Below are 15,568 nucleotides of genomic sequence, written 5' to 3'. Positions count from 1 at the left end.
GCAACTCACGACTCGCCCTCCTCGGACCCGCGGACGGGCGGGCCACGGGCGTCGGACGAGACCTCGTCGAGCGTGGCCTGCCGTCCGCCGATCCGCGGCTCCCTCCGGCTGCGGTACCGGTCGCGCAGTCCGAGCGCGAGCGCGCCGAGGCCGAGCAACAGCGCGACGAACCCGACGAGCCCGCCGACGACCGGGATCGCGCCCAGGAGAGCGAACCCGACGAGGCCGACCACGAGCGCGAGCCAGCGGTTGTCGACGTCGGCGAGCCCCAGCGCCCACGCGCCGACGGCGTACTGGCCGTACACGGTGCCGATCCAGACGAGCAGCCCGAAGACGACGGCTCCGACGACGGCCAGTGGGATGCCGACGAGGGTTATCGCGACGAACACCAGCGCGATCGGCACGGCGATCAGGGTCAGGAATCCGGCCCCGCCCGACCTCACCGTGTCGTCCGCGACGCGAGCGGCGACGCTCGACGAGAACGCCGGGAAGGCGGCGAGCAGGACCGCACCGAGCAGAAGGTTGACGAAGAAGCCGTAGACCGAGACCAGGACGGGAGGGACGGAGAAGAACTCCCCGGTCGGTCCGACATTCCCGGCGAGGTTCGGGTCCTCGACGACGCCGCCGGCCACGGTCGCGTTCTCGTCCCGGCTGAACTCGTTCGCGTCGTAGCGGAACTCGCCGCCGACGTTCGCATTCGGCCCGATCACGATCGTCTCGGCTCCGGCGCGGACGTCGCCGCCGACCGCCCCGTTCACCGCGAGGAACCCGGCGCCGGCGTTCAGGTCGCCGCCGATCCGCCCGGTCTCGCTCACCTCGACGTGGCCCCCGCCGACGTCGACGTCGCCGCCGACGATCCCGTCGATTCGGACGGTGCCGGCGGCCGCCTCTATCGAGCCCTCGACGCTTCCGCCTTCGGCGACGTGTACGTTCCCGGCGACCCCGGACACGTCGCCGGTGACCGTCCCGCGGACGACGATCGACCCCGCGACGCCCTCGACGCTCTCGTAGGTCTCGTCCGACTCGACGACGATCGTGCCGCCGGCCCCCTCGAACGACTGGGCTGCGGCGACGCCGGTGCCGAGTGAGAGCAGTAGCACCGCGCTGACGACGAACGCGGTGGCACATCGTCTAGTCATGGTGACACGACTCATTGTACCGCGTCGCTGACCGCGGCCACGACCATAACAGTAGTTACCAGTTCGCTTCGAACGGCGGCTTCGCCGCCGATATCTCGGCGTCCTGACCGCAGTACTGCGGGGCGACGGTCCCGAGGGGGAACCGCCCGACGTCGGTGCGACCGTGCGGCCGCCTCACGGCCAGGTCGGCGGGGGACCGCTCGTTGAGTGCCACCGCTTGACCGGCTCTGTTGAAACCCTATTGGTTCTACACTGTTCCCGCTGAATCAGCCGTCAGGGCGGGCTACGAACTGACCGATGGAGTCCGTGTCGGTTGTTGAGGGCGTTCATGAGGGTGTGCGAGATACAGCGCGCTTATGAGTGACCACATCGGCCCGTCTAACTGATCGTCCCGAGACATCGACGGGCCAAGTTCCGTTAAGTGTGAGGCCGTTTTCCCGGTGATGGACCGATATAGGTCCGCACCGTACGGACCTTCACCTTTTCGGCAATCAACTATCCCGCGGTCCCGGAGTTTCTTCAGCGTCTTCAACATGTGGCGTTTTGACACATCCAGCTCGGCCGCGGTTTGTCTTGCTGACAGCCAATCGTCGGCCTGTAGCGACTCAATAATCCGGGCTTGCTTCTGTGTCGCCACTCATTCCACACCTCCACTTGCACATCGGCGAATCCCGCCGGGGTCGCGTCCGTCCGGATGTATACGACGGCGCGGTCGCCCGAATCGTCAGCATTCCGGGCGTACCGTCCAGCAGCCTGTGCAACTTCGTTCTCCCGGACCGAAGCGAGAATCGGATCAGCGGTGTCGGCGTCCGGCCCAGTGGATCCGCGTCCACGCGCACGCTGGAGACCGGTCTTATCACATTCTTTTTATCCCTTTCCATCGCATCCTTTACACTCCGTCTGTTCCGGCTCAGCGTCGCACTCATACTCGCTTAATACCGTGAGCACGAAATCATCGCCCGGATCCATGCATCCGTTTACGAACCCGACGTCCTCATCACCGTAGTCGTTCCGTGAGCGGACCTCACCATAGTGCATCGTCTTCGGGTTCAGAACACCGTTCTCTGAAAGGAGAGATACCAACTCACTCTCGGCTTGGGTGGTCGTGATCGCGGTTTCCAGTCCTTCGTCTATGAGCTCACTGAGTAATACGTTCAGTTTATTTCTGGTACCAAAGCCTGCGGTCGTACCGACATTCGAGGTCGAACTCGAACGACTCACAGATTCGGAACCCGGAGACCAACGGTCCGAACTTGAATACGAAATCAGGTGGACAAAGTAACACTCTTTTTGTGATCGATACTCTCCTGTAATTCTCCTCCACTACGTCGGTAATCGTTCACGTAAGCGAGGATTTTTGTCTACACTTTTTGAAGGCGTAAAGGCGCACTATGTGGGAGGAAATCGGGCTCTTTGTGCTGGGAGCTATCGTTATCTTAGCTACTGGTCCTCGGCTCAGCCGCCTCGCAGAGGACCTCGCTGATGCCTTCGGCATCGGACAGTCGCTTGGGGGAATGATCCTTCTGGGAGCGAGTACCTCACTGCCCGGCATCATTATTTCATTCGATACAGCTCTCGGTGGGCAAGCTACGTTATCGGTAAGTAATGCGGTCGGTGGAATCGCAGCACAGACTGTGTTCATCGCCGTTGCGGACGTCGTGATGCGACGCGGACCACTCAGCGAAGAGGTGACGGCGTCCGCGAGTCTCATGCAGTTAGCGATCCTGCTGTTCCTATTGACGCTCGCGTTACTGGCCATGCTAGTCCCCACTGTGTTCACAATTTTCGGTCTTCATCCAGCGACATTTGTTCTCGTTACCGCTGTATTCCTCGGATTTCGGATGATTCAGACATCTGAAGTCGAACCGAAGTGGTACGCCCGCCGGTTATCTGGGCAGACCACTCAACAGGATGCTCGTTCCGGGTCCAAACGTACTCGTCGTGACTCGCTCCTATCACTGGGCCTTTTCGGAGAGTATCTCTTGATCGCTGGGCTCATCGGCGGGGCTGGGTGGTTGATCTCGTACAGTGGACAGGGGCTAGTCGCGGAGACGGGAACCTCTCCGATGCTCATGGGGATGACGGGAATGGCCATTTCCTCATCGATTCCCGAACTGGTCACAGCCGTGTCAGCTGTCAAACGGGGAGCGGTAGCGCTGGCAATTGGGGATATCATCGGAGGAAACGTGTTCGATACACTCATGATCGCGCTTGGTGACCTCGCCTATTCGGCAGCCCCGATCTACAGGGACGTAAGTCCTGAAGTGCCGTTTCTAACTGGGGTTGCCATCCTCATGAGCAGCGTCCTGATGATTATGTTGATCCGGCGAGAGACCGAGGACTTCGGGACAGACGTCGGAACTGAAAGCTATCTGATCTTCCTCATCTATGTATCCGGGATAATTCTCATATTTGTGTGAGAGTACTGGCTTTTCAAGGTACGACTGCTCTTGTCCCTTCTTATAGCATTGAATGTTCAGAACGATGACAATGCTGGTTAGGAACGATCCAACAATCCTGCTTACTTACACTAACTGATTATCGACTTGAATATCCCGAAATAGCATGTTGCGAAAGAAGGGAAATATTGTGTCTTATAGTTCGAGTTCGGTTGCTTCGCCGACCTCGAACTGTCTTACCTCCGGTTCTCCCGCCAGAAGGTCCGGCAATTGTTCCTCGAAGTTCTCGAAGTGGGCTGTCTGGGTATGGGATTCGAACGCTTCGGCATCCTCGTACTGCTCGAAGAACCGGATCACGTTCTCGTCCCCGATGTCAGTGGTCGCCCGGTACTCGATCATACCTGGTTCTTGGTTTGACTTCTCCACCAAGTCCTCCGCCAGTTCTAGGGCTTCTTCTCGTTTGTCCGGGTCGATGGGGAAGGCTGCGTGCAATACGATCATGGCGTTAGAATGCAGTTCCTTGGTCGGCGTGGTACGTACCAACGATTTGGGTGGCCGCGAGGACGTCGACGTTCATCGCAATCGCGGAGCCGACACGGGTCTTTCGCGTCTCCGCCGGCACCTCCAATGTGCTGTCCAGGGCTAGGAGTTTGAATCGGTAGTCGTGACTGCCTTCCGGCGGCGACGGCCCGCCGTACCCCTGCTCGACGTAGTCGTTGAACCCTTCCATTGCGTCTTTGGCGTTCCAGTCTCGTGGAATGGTGCCGATGTCGGGATCGATATTCCAGACAAACCAGTGATCCCAGGTGTGGCCTGCAACCGGCTGCGCGTCAGGGTCATCGACGACCATGACCAGGGACTCAGTACCGTCTGGGACACCGGTGATCTCCAGTTCCGGGTTCTCGTTTTCATTCACGTAGCCCGTCCAGTCCGGCATCTGCTCTTCCACCTCAAAATCGGGACTAGACAGAGCCAGTTCACCTCGTTGGTCAATGTCACCATTGAGTGGTGTTTCTGGCATATCTCGAACTCCGTTACATCTGCCAGTCGCCAGTGATGACCCTTATCTTTTGCTAACCTGCTGACGTAGCGACGGCTCTCGTGTTGAAACCCACGTAGTAACACGTCTTCGAGGCCGTGCAACACAGACGGTATAAGAGCCGGAACAGCAGATACAGAGGATTCACTTATCGGTGCAGGCGGCGTATTCACTCTGTATGTCCGAAGAAGTGCTGTTCAAATCAGAGAGCGACCAGACCCGAGAAGACATAACCTCGTATCTTCGCAGGGTCGCTGAGAGGCTCGAACAAGGGGAAGCAGTCACACTCAAATCAGGACCGAGTCCGTGACGTTGGAACCGCTAGCCCGTCCGACGTTCGAGGTTAAGGCGGAACGTGAGGGGCCAACGGGCGGGCCCGGTGAGTTGACTATCGAATTTGAACTCGAATGGGACGAGAATGCCAGTGAGGCAGATGGCGCGAGCGGCCAGTTACAAATTGCGTGATTAAACAGCCCGCTTACTGGGCAATAGATCTGCTTCCTACTGGATGAAAATAATGCCGTGTGAACCGTTATATGATACCCTCATAGTGGACGATTGAAACGGTGAAATAGATGGTCCCCGTAGAACGTCAGAGCTGAACGAACTGACTATTCAAAGTTGATAAGCGGTTTGATGATGTTGTCTTCTTTCGTTTCCATGAGGCGGAAGGCTTCGTCGGTTTCTTCGAAGGGGAACTCATGACTAGTCATGAGTGTCGGATCGACACGCTCTGTTTCAAGAAGGCGAAGGAGACGCTGCAGGCGTAGCCGGCCCCCAGGACAGAGGCCAGTGTTGATCGTCTTTTCTGCCATGCCGACGCCCCACTCTTCCCGCGGTATGTTTACGTATTCTCCCTCTCCGTGATAGCCGACGTTCGAGATCGTTCCCCCAGGTTTCGTCACCTTGACGCACTGTTCGAAGGTTTCGGACCGGCCAAGAGCTTCGATTGCAGAATCGACCCCCTCACCATTCGTGAGGTCCATAATCTGTTCAACTGGGTCGCCCTCTGCGAAATCAACGATGTTGTCGGCACCGTACTCACGAGCCAGTTCCTGTCGATTTGACTCGGTTTCAACCGCTATGATCCGTCCAGCTCCTTGAAGGACCGCGCCCTTTGTGGCCATCAGCCCGACGGGGCCCTGCGCAAACACGGCGACGGATCCTCCGACCGGGATGTCAGCGTTTTCTGCGCCCATGAATCCTGTACTCATCATATCAGTCACATAGGCAGCTTCTTCGTCAGTCACTGAATCGGGGATGTGAGCGAGGTTTGCATCAGCCTCGTTCACATGGACGTATTCGGCGAACACTCCATCTTTGACGTTGGCGAACTTCCAGCCACCGAGCGCTTGGTTGGACTGTGAGGAGTGTCCATCCTGTGCGGCGGCGGATCCCCAGTCGGGCGTGATCGCTCCAACGACGACTCTATCACCCGGCTCGAAATCCTCAACCTCGGTACCCACTGCGTCCACGATGCCGACAACCTCATGCCCGAGTGTGAGATTTTCTCGTTCGCCAATAGCCCCGTGGACGGTGTGTACGTCAGACGTACAGACGAGGCCTTTTGTCGGTCGGAGACGTGCGTCATTCGGCCCAACGTCAGGCTTGTCTTTCTCGACAAATTCCACCTCTCCGAGTTCTTTCATCACGAATGCTTGCATTGGAACGCACCAACTAGGCAATAGGGGGCTAGGTCCCTTAAAACCGACCGCGATATAAGACAGAAGGATTCGGCCTCAGTTGCTGCTCTTTACGTCGTTAAGTCATATCGGCCGTATCGGTGGCCGAAGTGGTTCCGATGACCTTGTAGATTGCATACACGGCCCAGATAAGCAGTCCAAGGATAATGATGTACGACCGTATTTCCAGCGGGATTAGCGCCTCGTGTTCTATCTGTCCCTCGCCCGTAACTGGGTGGGGACTACCCGCGATCATCTCCAGGAGACCTATCACGACGGCGCCAAGTACGATTAGCCCGCCGCCGACATACGCTGCCACCTTGTCTGTTGTGTTGAGTTCACTCATTGTCATCACCTCTCATCCGATCAGCCACCGTAGTTTAGTGTTATCTTCGAACAGGTCCATTCGTGGAAATACGCGTCGATACCGAGCACACGACCAGCTCCGAGCGTGGCGATCATCGCAAAAATGAGCAGCCCGAGCAACTCGCCTGTGACGACGCCGTGGGCCCAGCCACCCGTCTCGCCGTTAATGAAGTAGAAGAACGACATTAGGAAGGCACCGAAGAAAGCGGCGAGCCGGGTCAACGCCCCGAGGACGAGGCCCAGTCCAATCAGCGTCTGCCCGAGTGGAACCATGATGTTGACGAATGCCAGTCCCGCATCCCCAGCGAACGGTGTCACGACCGGGCCAAGACTCGTCCCGGCAGTTGCGCCGCCGACGAACCAACTCGCGTCGAATGGCCATGCTAGGAACTTGTCAAGCCCTGCACGCAAGAACCACCAGCCGACCGCGAGCTGCATAATCACTAACCAGTATGCCAGCTAGAGCTCAGACACCCTAAATGACACGTCTCATCCCAGTAGGCGAGTGTCTATGTTTGTAATCATTGTTTAAATTACCTTTTCTACCATACCACGTTTAAAAACCTACATCAAATAATTAGCCTCGCTTCGGGACTTTCATCGGCACTGGTTGGCGTCATGATTGCCGTGGCACTCGTTCCTCCCGCAGCGACGGTCGGCATCGGTATCGCATGGGGAAATACGGCACTCGCGGTGGGTTCCGGAGTGTCACTTCTTGTCAACATCCTATCGATCAATCTCGCCGCACTCCTCGTGCTCTGGTATGGGGTATCGGCCGTCCAAATGGTTTCATATCGAGCAGACCAGAAAGACGTTCTTCAAGCGTGTCAGCGTTCTCCTGATTAGCATTCTGCTCCTTTCTGCATTCCTCGGAACTGTGACGTTCTCCTGTATCAGACTGCCACTGTCGAACAATCGATCCGGGACGATGTTCAACAGATTCTCGACGATCCAGTCTATTCTGCTCTGTTGAATCCGGAGACGGTGAACGGATAGCGTCGCTGTGAAGGGAGAAGCGAAGCGGAAGAATCGGATGTGTCCAGCACCCTCTTCCGCTTCGTTACACAGGCAGTGTCGCTGGCTCAAAAGCGCTGTGCCGCCAGCCCCACGTCGGCGGTGAGTGACCCGGCTGGCAACGGGTTTCCTGCCTGGAAGCACGTGACGCTGCATTTCTTGCGGATCCACATGGACGCGACGTACCGCGAAATCGTCGACTGGGTGAGTGAGATGGATCGTGTTCGTGGTTTGCTTCGGCTAGCGAGGTCGGCGTTTCCCGCGCCCTCAACGCTGTGGCGGTCGTTCGAGCGGGCGCCGATGCGTGTCTGGCGCCAGCTGCTCCGGCGGTCAGCGGCACGCTGCGATCCCGGCGATCATGGCGCGCTGGATGCCACGTTCTTCGACCGGCAGGCGGCATCCAGCCACTACATCGCGCGGTCGGATCGCCACAGACGGACACTGAAAGCGACGGCCCTGATCGATACGGAGTCGTGTGCCGTCCTGGACGTCCACTGCTCGGCACACTGGCCCCACGACACTCAGGTGGGCCGTCGCGTCGCGCTCCGAAATACGACGAAAATCGAGAGTCTCGCCGGCGACAACGGCTACGACGATCAGTCGCTGCGGGACGCACTCCGCGCCGCAGGTGTCCGGCCGGTCATCAGACACCGGCTGTTCGCCCACTACGACCACGCACACAACGCACGGTTGGACAGCGGGCTCTACGGGCAGCGCTTGATGGCCGAGACCGCCTTCTCGGCCATCAAACGTCGATACGGCTCCGCTGTCAGGCCACGCGCCTGGTACCGAGAATTCCGCGAACTGGTGCTCACCGCCGCCGTCTACAACCTCGAACGCTCCATCAAACAGTGACCGCAACCGGATTCAACAAGGCAGTCTATTCGGAATTCACTGCTCTGTTGAATCCGCAGGCAGCGCGGGGATCGAGGGTGAGTACACGGTCATCAGGCGCCAGCGGCGATAGATTCTCACACGCGAACTTCGAACGATGGAGGTAGTTTCGGAGAGCGAGAGTCAATTCCGAACAGCCAGCTGTTGCTGACTCCTGCTCGAACGCTTGAGGCTAGTCCGCCGATCCCGCTGCCGTCATCGGATTCAACAGAGCAGAATTCACTCTTCTCGAAACTCTTTCTCTGGAGTCCAGGCCTCCACTCTCCGTGAAGTAGTTAGCTCACCGCAATTTTGCGAGGTATCGTTCGATGTTGATCGGTTTAGATTGATTCGGATACGCCTCTTAGCTGAATATGCGTCCTGTATGCAACACGCCCCGTGAAATTGACTCAGGATTGTCAAAACCTTACTGCTGAATATAGGGGATAGATTCAGCTAGAGCAGTCCGATAGAGAGGTGTAGTTATAGGTATAGGCGGCGTATGCGTCTATATGCCCGAAGAAGTCCTGTTCAAATCGGAAAGCGCTCAGAGTCGAGCGGAGATCGCAACCTACCTTCGCCGGGTAGCCGACAAGTTGGAACAGGGGGACGCGATCACGCTCAAATCGGGATCAGAGTCCGTGGCGATGGAACCCCCAGCTCGCCCGACGTTCGAGGTGAAAGCCGAGCGTGAGGGACCGACGGATGGATCCGGTGAATTGAGTGTCGAGTTCGAACTTGCATGGAACGAGAACGGAAGTGGGGGAGATAGTGGGAGTGACCAGCTATCAATCGTGTGATCAACTAGCGTCACGTATCTCGTTCACACTGTATGAACTGACCAAACAGTGTCAGGAAATGCGTGCGAAGTGCAGTGAGTTATACGGGATCAAGGAGAATACCTGGCCCTTCAGGGTCAGGATGAATCCGACAAATTTCTACACGAACCACCGTTATATAACCTCTCTTGAGTTTCTAATCCGTAGTTTCAAGTGTAAACACTTCGTGGCAGGTAGTAAGGTCAGGTCGGAACGGAGCGATTCCGAACGACCTTCGGAGGCGGCAAGTCCGCCCTCGTAACGAGGCAGTATCCGGAACGTCGACGTGGTGAACGCGAATCCTTGAAAGGTTCGTCGTGTGCCCGTTGGTCGAGCAAGCCCGACGATAACTCCGAGTCCGTCGAAGTATCTGCGACTCCCTGCTGGCAAAACAACAGATGGGAGTCCACGACGCTGAGGATAGGAGTAACAGCCGTTTAGCACGGCTAGACAGCCACCGACCATAATGGCTGGGTTAGAAGCGAACTCCCGTAAAGTGGCGGCGTCCATGGTTGTAGACCTGACACTCCCACCGCTCGGGATTCCTCCGCCTTCAGGCAGAGGAGGATGTCAATCAGCGAGCGTTCGTTACCAACCAGGGGTTGTTGACATGGGAATGGGAAGTGCAACTTTGGTCATCGTGAACGAAGTACGAGGCGGAACAACCATGTCATCAACAGCCGAGGAGAACAAGCGTGTCGTCCGTCGAATCCGTGACGAAGTTGAAGAACAGGGAAACCTCGACGCGATTGACGAGATATTTACCGAGGATGTAGTGACGCACACCCCGATGGGGGAGTTCCGTGGTCCTGAGGCGATCAAAGAAATGTACGAAAGTGACCGCGAAGGGTTTTCAGATTCCACCGAGACGATCCATGACGTCATCGCGGAGGATGATACGGTCTCGATGCGATTGACGGAGCGCGGCACTCACGACGGTGAGTTCATGGGGATTGAGCCGACTGGCAAGGAATTCGAGATACAGACCATGGCCTTCTTCCGCTTGGAGGATGGGAAGGTTGCTGAATGGTGGATGCAACCGGACACACTCGGATTCATGCAACAACTCGGCGTGAACCCCGAGGACCTCAGTGAAGCTGTGTCGGCCGGCGACGACTGAATTCAGGTCACGCAACGAGTCCGATGCCAGATTGGGTCACAACCTACGGTGAGAAGTCGGATCCGACGGTGTTCCTGCTCCACCCGGCCGGGTGGACGCGGCACGCGTGGACGCCACACGCCGAGCGGCTGGCCGACAGGTACCGTGTCGTGACGATCGATCTGCCGGGACACGGCATCCATCCCGATCCCGAATTCACTATGGAGCGGGCTGTCGCCGATATCGATAGCGTGCTCGACTCGGTTGGTAGCGCCGTCCTCGTTGGCCATTCGCTAGGAGGATACGTTGCGATTCGTGTTGCGGCCGCACGCCCCGAGCGAGTCGACGGAGTGCTACTGGCAGGCGCCGCATACAACTGGAACTGGCGGTCGCCAGTGGGACTGATGCTGAGTGTAGTCCAAAACCTGCTGTCCTATCTCTATGATGGTCTTTCACACGTCCCCCGACTTGCGCGGCGGTTCGAGCATGGCCCGGACGATGAGACACAGCTGCCACCTCCACACGAGGATACGCACCCGTATTGGAAGGGGTTTACCAGCGCGACTCGGGATATCACCTTCCGACAGTTTTGGCCGGACCTCGAAGCGTACGGTGGCCCGTCCCTGATCATCCACGGCGATACGGAACTCCTTGCAAAGCACGCCGGTGGCCTCGCCGCGAGGGCCAAGGCGAATCTGCGATGGATCGACGGCGGCCATTACGCTCCGATGAACAATGCCGAGACGTTCACGGCGGAGGTGGCACGGTTCCTCGACGAAGTGTATGCCGGCCAGACGAAGGGTGCAGCGTACGACGGCAGGAACCCGTAAGTGCGAGACCTGTACTTAGTGCCCCCGTTCCAGAATCCGCTCGCAGTTGAGGATTTCAACAGAGGCGCTGGACCAGATACCTGCTCGGCTGCTCGCTCGGCGTCGTTCCCGGAAACGCCCTTGTGGCTGGGGCCCGGACGTACGGGGTGTGTACGAACGAATCCTGATCCCGACCGACGGCAGCACCGGCACCGCTCACGTCGCCCTGCAGGCGATCGACCTCGCCGAGCAGTACGGCGCGACGATCCACGCTCTGCACGTCGTCGACGAGACGGTCGAGGGGCTGGCCACCGACGCCGGCGACCAGCTCCGCCAGCGCGGCCAGCAGGCGGTCGACCAGGTCGAACGGATGGCCGAGGCACACGGCGTCGCGACCGTGACGGTCGTCGAGGAGGGCGACCCGGCCGAGACCATCGTCGCCTACGCCGAGGCCGAGGACGTCGATCTGATCGTCGCCGGGACGCACGGCCGCTCTGGCGTCAGGCGGCGGCTGATCGGGAGCGTCGCCGAGCGGCTCGTCCGCCGCGCTCCCTGCCCCGTGATGACGGTCCGGCTCCCCGAGACGGACGTGACGGTATCGGACGCGGACGCGGCCGGCGACATCGCCAGCGAGGCCCTCGCGGACGACGGAATCGACGCGGCGGTCACCGGCGTCGAGCGCCAGCAGAGCGTCTGGATAGTCGAGGCGACGGCGGACGACGAGCGGTACCTCGTCTACGTCGATCCGGTCACTCGACGCACCAGTGTCATCGACCAGGGCAGCGAGGAGTAGCGGTCCGCCCGCTGGAAGCAGTGTTCGGGATCGTTCCTCTGGGTATTTCAGGCGGGCGTCCGTAGCCACCGTATGACCGACCGACGGGCACCGTCGCATCCGCTGTTCGCGGCCGTATACGACCCGGCGATGGCGGCCGTCGAGGGGACGCTACTGCGCCCCCATCGGAACTACCTGGTCGACGACCTCCGGGGTGCCGTCCTCGACGTGGGTGCTGGAACCGGTGCGATGTTCCCGTACTTCGACGCCGTCGCCGACGGGACCGTCTCGTTCCACGCGGTCGAGCCCGACCCCTACATGCGGCGTCGGGCTCGCGAAACGGCCGACGAGCTGGGGGTCGATATCGATCTCGGATCGGCGGGCGCCGAGTCGCTCCCCTACGATGACGACTCGTTCGACGTCGTGATCGCATCGATGGTCTTCTGCACGATCCCGGACGTCGAGCGGGCGCTGTCGGAGGTCGCCCGCGTGTTACGGCCCGGCGGCGAGTTCCGCTTCTTCGAACACGTGCTGGACGACGGGTGGCGCGCTCGCGTCCAGTCGCTGATCGCACCGCTCTGGAAGCGGGTCGCCGGGGGCTGTCACCTGACGCGACAGACCGCCTCGCTGTTCGCCGCCGACCGGTCGTTCGACGTCGTCGAGGTCGATCGGATGAACCTGGGCGTGACGCCGATCCGACCGTTCGTCCGGGGCCGGCTGCGGAAACGGGCGTGACCGCCCGGTGACCGGCATCGATCGTCGCTCGGGTCGGACGACGACTTCAGCCGGACTCCTGCTCCACCGCGGCGACCAGCAGGAAGGTCTCCGGACGGACGGCCTCGTGTTCGATGCGGAAGCCGGTCTCCGCCAGCGCCTCCGCCGCTTCCGCGGCCGTGAACCGCTCGTCCAGCGGCGGCCCCTCCTCGCCGGTCCCAGTCGCGGCCCAGTCGACGACGACGAGGCGGCCGGCCGGTGCCAGCACCCGGCGGATCTCGTCGAGCGCGTCGTCGCTGGCGAACTCGTGGTATGTCATCGTTGAGAAGGCGGCGTCGAGGCTCCCGTCGTCGAGCGGGAGGTCGCCCACCCCGGTGGTAACGAGCTCGACGTTCTCGGGAACGCCCTTCTCGCGGTAGTAGTCGTGCATCGCCTCCTGGAGGTCGACGGCGTACACCGTCCCCGCGTGCGGCGCCACGGCATCCGTGTAGAACCCCGTGCCGCTGCCGAGGTCCGCGACCGCGTCCGTCGGTGACAGGTCGAGCGCCCAGAGCAGTTCCTCGGCCGAGAGGAATCGATATCGCCGCTCGGCCCGTTCGAGTTTGTCGGCCCGATCGGCGTCGAACGTGTGATGGCCCATGTACGCAATATCGGGTCACCTCGGTAAATACCCTTCCGGATGAGATCGGGACTAATTCGACTGCTCGACCGCAAAGCCCTTTGGCATCCTACTGAAATGATTGTGCATAGATGGATACGGAGAACAATATTACGAGGCGGCGAATGCTCGTCGCCGGCGGTGGAACCCTCGCGCTCGGCGGTTCCGTCGCGTATTTCGCGTCTCGTTCCGGGTCGGACGAGCAGGGATACGTTCCCGACACCTTTCACACGAGCGAGGAGACGACGGGATTCGGGGTGGAACTCGCCGGTCGACCGATCGCCGGCGAGTCAGACGCCCCGGTCGACGTCTACTACTGGACGGACTACCTGTGCCCGTTCTGCAAGCAGTTCGAGACGGAGACGCTCCCGGACGTCGGTCGCGACTACGTCGACACCGGCGAGGCGCGGCTCGTCTTCCTCTCGTATCCCAACATCGGCGAGTACTCCATGCCGGCGGCGGTCTGGAGTCGCTGCGTCTGGCAGCAGGTCGCCGAGGACGATCCGGCCGCCTTCTGGCGGTGGCACGAGGCGGCGTTCGACGAGCAGGCGGAGTCGGGACAAGACTGGGCGGACGAGGAGACGTTCACCGGCGTCACCGAGCGGACGGAGAACGTCCCCCTCGACGCCGTGGACGCCTGTCGGCAGGAGCGCGGCGATTCGATCCGGGAGTCCGTCGACGCCGACCTCTCGTCGGCGCAGTCGGCCGGGATCCGGGGGACCCCCGGATTCGTGCTCTACAACCGCGAGAGCGACGCTGCCGGCAAGCTCGTCGGCGCACACCCCTACGACAACTTCGCCGACGCGCTCGATCAGATCAGCGAGGCATGACCGGGACGGCAGTGCACCGGGCGTGGCTCCGCGACCTCCGCGACGCGCTCGCGTATCCGCTCACGTCGAACGGGCGGTTGCTGACCGCCGGCGTCGCGACGGGCGTGACGTACGTCGTCCTGGTCCTGAGCTCGTTTCCGCAGTTCTCCGTACAGGTGCTCACGCGGGACCCGACCGACCTCGCCTACGCCGTGCCGGCGCTCACGCGGGAGGTGTACCTCGGGACCGGCTGGCTGGGTATCGGACTCGTCGCCGCCTACGCGCTCCTGACGGGCGTCGCCGTGACGGACGCCGTCGCGCTCGTGCGGCGCGCCCGCCGCGCTGGTGCGTCCACGCTCGCCGGGATCGTCCCGGGCCTGCTCGCTGCCGGCTGTGCGAGCTGCGGCGCGGGTGTGCTCGGCGCGCTGGGCTTCGTCGGCGCGATGGCGGCCCTCCCGTTCGAGGGGAACCTGCTCCGGATCGGCGGCATCGCGCTCCTCGCCGTCTTCCTCGGGCGGACGGGCGACCCGCGGACCTGTGCGATCGATCCGACGTGACCATGCGACGGAACGGTCGACGACGGACGACCGAGACGCGGATGGCATCGGGTAGTCGAACGAACACCGCTCGGCGACGGGAGGTGAGCCGGTGACGGACCTCACGCGCCCGCGGCTCGTCAGGAGCGTCGGCGTCGGCGTCGGCAGCTTCCTGCTGTTCGGGGTCGTGACCGGACTGCTCCCGAACCCCGTCTACGTTCGCATGGTGGAGCGCACGCCCGCGGACTACCTGTTTCTCGTCGCTACGGCGGCGTTCGCCGCCGCCTTCGTCTACCAGCGGTCGCTGACCGACGACCCGATCGGGGACCGCTACGCGGCCGGCGGCGTCGTCGGCGGGTTCCTGGCGTTCGGCTGCCCGATCTGTAACGTCGCGCTGCTGGCGCTGTTCGGCTCGTCGGCGCTGATGACCTACTTCGACCCGCTGCGGCCGGTTCTGGGGGCGGTCAGCGTCGTCGCCTTCGGCGGACTGCTCTACTACCAGCGGCGGCGCTGCGAGGCGTGTGGGCGCTGACGGTCGGACTCACACGTCGCAGCTCTCGTCGCCGGTCCGGAACCGGATGAGGGCGGCCAGGAACCCGACGGCCGCGGCCGTCGCGAGAACCTGAACCAGGCTCCCGCCGAGAGCAGCGGCGGCGCCGCCGCCACCGACGGCCCCGGCCGCGCCGGTCGCCGCCGGGGCCGCGACGAGACAGCAGAGGCTCAGCGCGCCGCCCAGTCCGAGCAGCGTCCGGTACGACCGCGTCGACTCGGTGCTTCCGTCCGCGTCGGCCATCTCTCGGGTACTGCTACCGCTCGGTCTCGCTTGTGCTTTGGGGTCGCT

20 protein-coding genes and 1 pseudogene are annotated in these 15,568 nt (G+C 61.2%); 12 read left to right on the top strand and 9 right to left on the bottom strand.

Annotated elements, in window-relative coordinates; all coding sequences use genetic code 11:
- Positions 1–5 precede the first annotated feature (5 nt).
- Positions 6–1,139 carry a DUF8173 domain-containing protein gene (locus LCY71_RS19915; RefSeq protein WP_225336313.1) on the bottom strand — a complete coding sequence of 378 codons (1,134 nt, stop codon included), beginning with the start codon at positions 1,137–1,139 and terminating at the stop codon, positions 6–8.
- A gap of 55 nt (positions 1,140–1,194) precedes the next feature.
- Positions 1,195–1,353, bottom strand: coding sequence for a hypothetical protein (locus tag LCY71_RS19910; protein WP_225336312.1), 159 nt, complete (start codon positions 1,351–1,353; stop codon positions 1,195–1,197).
- A 1,177-nt stretch (positions 1,354–2,530) separates the two neighbouring features.
- On the opposite strand from LCY71_RS19910, the gene LCY71_RS19905 reads away from it, so the two are divergent.
- Positions 2,531–3,559 carry a sodium:calcium antiporter gene (locus tag LCY71_RS19905; RefSeq protein WP_225336311.1) on the top strand — a complete coding sequence of 343 codons (1,029 nt, stop codon included), beginning with the start codon at positions 2,531–2,533 and terminating at the stop codon, positions 3,557–3,559.
- A 174-nt stretch (positions 3,560–3,733) separates the two neighbouring features.
- Here LCY71_RS19905 and LCY71_RS19900 read toward each other — a convergent pair whose 3' ends face one another.
- Positions 3,734–4,039 (bottom strand): putative quinol monooxygenase, encoded by a 306-nt coding sequence (locus LCY71_RS19900; protein WP_225336310.1) that lies wholly within the window; start codon positions 4,037–4,039, stop codon positions 3,734–3,736.
- Between the two features lie 4 nt (positions 4,040–4,043).
- Complete coding sequence (locus tag LCY71_RS19895) at positions 4,044–4,559, bottom strand: YbhB/YbcL family Raf kinase inhibitor-like protein (protein WP_225336309.1); 516 nt, start codon at positions 4,557–4,559, stop codon at positions 4,044–4,046.
- A gap of 196 nt (positions 4,560–4,755) precedes the next feature.
- Between LCY71_RS19895 and LCY71_RS19890 the strand changes: the two are divergent.
- Positions 4,756–5,042, top strand: a pseudogene (locus LCY71_RS19890) (amphi-Trp domain-containing protein).
- Positions 5,043–5,188: 146 nt separating this feature from the next.
- Here the strand turns inward: LCY71_RS19890 and LCY71_RS19885 are convergent.
- From LCY71_RS19885 to LCY71_RS19875, 3 genes are all read right to left on the bottom strand, one after another.
- Complete coding sequence (locus LCY71_RS19885) at positions 5,189–6,241, bottom strand: NAD(P)-dependent alcohol dehydrogenase (protein ID WP_225336308.1); 1,053 nt, start codon at positions 6,239–6,241, stop codon at positions 5,189–5,191.
- Positions 6,242–6,338: 97 nt separating this feature from the next.
- Positions 6,339–6,605, bottom strand: a complete 267-nt coding sequence (locus LCY71_RS19880) for a hypothetical protein (RefSeq protein ID WP_225336307.1) — start codon at positions 6,603–6,605, stop codon at positions 6,339–6,341.
- 20 nt (positions 6,606–6,625) lie between these two features.
- Positions 6,626–7,063, bottom strand: a complete 438-nt coding sequence (locus LCY71_RS19875) for a DoxX family membrane protein (protein WP_225336306.1) — start codon at positions 7,061–7,063, stop codon at positions 6,626–6,628.
- 180 nt (positions 7,064–7,243) lie between these two features.
- Here LCY71_RS19875 and LCY71_RS19870 point away from each other — a divergent pair, with 180 nt between their 5' ends.
- From LCY71_RS19870 to LCY71_RS19840, 7 genes are all read left to right on the top strand, one after another.
- Positions 7,244–7,471, top strand: a complete 228-nt coding sequence (locus LCY71_RS19870; protein ID WP_263654385.1) for a DUF389 domain-containing protein — start codon at positions 7,244–7,246, stop codon at positions 7,469–7,471.
- Between the two features lie 189 nt (positions 7,472–7,660).
- Complete coding sequence (locus LCY71_RS19865) at positions 7,661–8,494, top strand: IS5 family transposase (RefSeq protein WP_225336305.1); 834 nt, start codon at positions 7,661–7,663, stop codon at positions 8,492–8,494.
- A gap of 530 nt (positions 8,495–9,024) precedes the next feature.
- A complete protein-coding gene (locus LCY71_RS19860) occupies positions 9,025–9,312 on the top strand; it encodes an amphi-Trp domain-containing protein (protein ID WP_225336304.1) in 288 nt (95 codons plus the stop codon).
- Positions 9,313–9,796: 484 nt separating this feature from the next.
- Positions 9,797–10,450: an ester cyclase gene (locus LCY71_RS19855; RefSeq protein WP_308444709.1), complete on the top strand. Its 654-nt coding sequence runs from the start codon at positions 9,797–9,799 to the stop codon at positions 10,448–10,450.
- A 23-nt stretch (positions 10,451–10,473) separates the two neighbouring features.
- Entirely contained in the window at positions 10,474–11,259 is a 786-nt protein-coding gene (locus LCY71_RS19850) for an alpha/beta fold hydrolase (protein ID WP_225336303.1), read from the top strand.
- Between the two features lie 148 nt (positions 11,260–11,407).
- A complete protein-coding gene (locus LCY71_RS19845; protein WP_225336302.1) occupies positions 11,408–12,031 on the top strand; it encodes a universal stress protein in 624 nt (207 codons plus the stop codon).
- A 72-nt stretch (positions 12,032–12,103) separates the two neighbouring features.
- Positions 12,104–12,745, top strand: coding sequence for a class I SAM-dependent methyltransferase (locus LCY71_RS19840; protein ID WP_225336622.1), 642 nt, complete (start codon positions 12,104–12,106; stop codon positions 12,743–12,745).
- Between the two features lie 46 nt (positions 12,746–12,791).
- Here the strand turns inward: LCY71_RS19840 and LCY71_RS19835 are convergent, their stop codons facing one another.
- Positions 12,792–13,364: a class I SAM-dependent methyltransferase gene (locus LCY71_RS19835; RefSeq protein WP_225336621.1), complete on the bottom strand. Its 573-nt coding sequence runs from the start codon at positions 13,362–13,364 to the stop codon at positions 12,792–12,794.
- 110 nt (positions 13,365–13,474) lie between these two features.
- Between LCY71_RS19835 and LCY71_RS19830 the strand changes: the two genes are divergently transcribed.
- From LCY71_RS19830 to LCY71_RS19820, 3 genes are all read left to right on the top strand, one after another.
- Positions 13,475–14,212, top strand: a complete 738-nt coding sequence (locus LCY71_RS19830; protein ID WP_225336620.1) for a DsbA family protein — start codon at positions 13,475–13,477, stop codon at positions 14,210–14,212.
- On the top strand, positions 14,209–14,748 hold the full coding sequence (locus LCY71_RS19825; protein WP_225336619.1) for a hypothetical protein: 540 nt from the start codon (positions 14,209–14,211) through the stop codon (positions 14,746–14,748). Before LCY71_RS19830 ends, LCY71_RS19825 begins: the two co-directional genes overlap by 4 nt.
- Before the next feature lie 91 nt (positions 14,749–14,839).
- Positions 14,840–15,259, top strand: coding sequence for a hypothetical protein (locus tag LCY71_RS19820; RefSeq protein ID WP_225336618.1), 420 nt, complete (start codon positions 14,840–14,842; stop codon positions 15,257–15,259).
- A gap of 9 nt (positions 15,260–15,268) precedes the next feature.
- Here the strand turns inward: LCY71_RS19820 and LCY71_RS19815 are convergent, their stop codons facing one another.
- The gene (locus LCY71_RS19815) at positions 15,269–15,520 is read right to left on the bottom strand and encodes a hypothetical protein (RefSeq protein ID WP_225336617.1); all 252 of its coding nucleotides are present in this window, start codon (positions 15,518–15,520) and stop codon (positions 15,269–15,271) included.
- Positions 15,521–15,568 lie beyond the last annotated feature (48 nt).

Source organism: Halomicrobium urmianum (assembly GCF_020217425.1).
Taxonomy (GTDB): Archaea; Halobacteriota; Halobacteria; order Halobacteriales; family Haloarculaceae; genus Halomicrobium; species Halomicrobium urmianum.
This window is presented reverse-complemented; position numbering and strand designations above follow the sequence as displayed.

Coding starts and splice junctions, on each gene's coding strand:
- LCY71_RS19830 (WP_225336620.1), top strand. CDS start 13,475: ATGGATACGGAGAACAATATTACGAGGCGGCGAATGCTCGTCGCCGGC.
- LCY71_RS19835 (WP_225336621.1), bottom strand. CDS start 13,364: ATGGGCCATCACACGTTCGACGCCGATCGGGCCGACAAACTCGAACGG.
- LCY71_RS19900 (WP_225336310.1), bottom strand. CDS start 4,039: ATGATCGTATTGCACGCAGCCTTCCCCATCGACCCGGACAAACGAGAA.
- LCY71_RS19905 (WP_225336311.1), top strand. CDS start 2,531: ATGTGGGAGGAAATCGGGCTCTTTGTGCTGGGAGCTATCGTTATCTTA.
- LCY71_RS19870 (WP_263654385.1), top strand. CDS start 7,244: ATGATTGCCGTGGCACTCGTTCCTCCCGCAGCGACGGTCGGCATCGGT.
- LCY71_RS19840 (WP_225336622.1), top strand. CDS start 12,104: ATGACCGACCGACGGGCACCGTCGCATCCGCTGTTCGCGGCCGTATAC.
- LCY71_RS19885 (WP_225336308.1), bottom strand. CDS start 6,241: ATGCAAGCATTCGTGATGAAAGAACTCGGAGAGGTGGAATTTGTCGAG.
- LCY71_RS19825 (WP_225336619.1), top strand. CDS start 14,209: ATGACCGGGACGGCAGTGCACCGGGCGTGGCTCCGCGACCTCCGCGAC.
- LCY71_RS19855 (WP_308444709.1), top strand. CDS start 9,797: ATGGCTGGGTTAGAAGCGAACTCCCGTAAAGTGGCGGCGTCCATGGTT.
- LCY71_RS19850 (WP_225336303.1), top strand. CDS start 10,474: ATGCCAGATTGGGTCACAACCTACGGTGAGAAGTCGGATCCGACGGTG.
- LCY71_RS19815 (WP_225336617.1), bottom strand. CDS start 15,520: ATGGCCGACGCGGACGGAAGCACCGAGTCGACGCGGTCGTACCGGACG.
- LCY71_RS19880 (WP_225336307.1), bottom strand. CDS start 6,605: ATGAGTGAACTCAACACAACAGACAAGGTGGCAGCGTATGTCGGCGGC.
- LCY71_RS19875 (WP_225336306.1), bottom strand. CDS start 7,063: ATGCAGCTCGCGGTCGGCTGGTGGTTCTTGCGTGCAGGGCTTGACAAG.
- LCY71_RS19895 (WP_225336309.1), bottom strand. CDS start 4,559: ATGCCAGAAACACCACTCAATGGTGACATTGACCAACGAGGTGAACTG.
- LCY71_RS19860 (WP_225336304.1), top strand. CDS start 9,025: ATGCCCGAAGAAGTCCTGTTCAAATCGGAAAGCGCTCAGAGTCGAGCG.
- LCY71_RS19915 (WP_225336313.1), bottom strand. CDS start 1,139: ATGACTAGACGATGTGCCACCGCGTTCGTCGTCAGCGCGGTGCTACTG.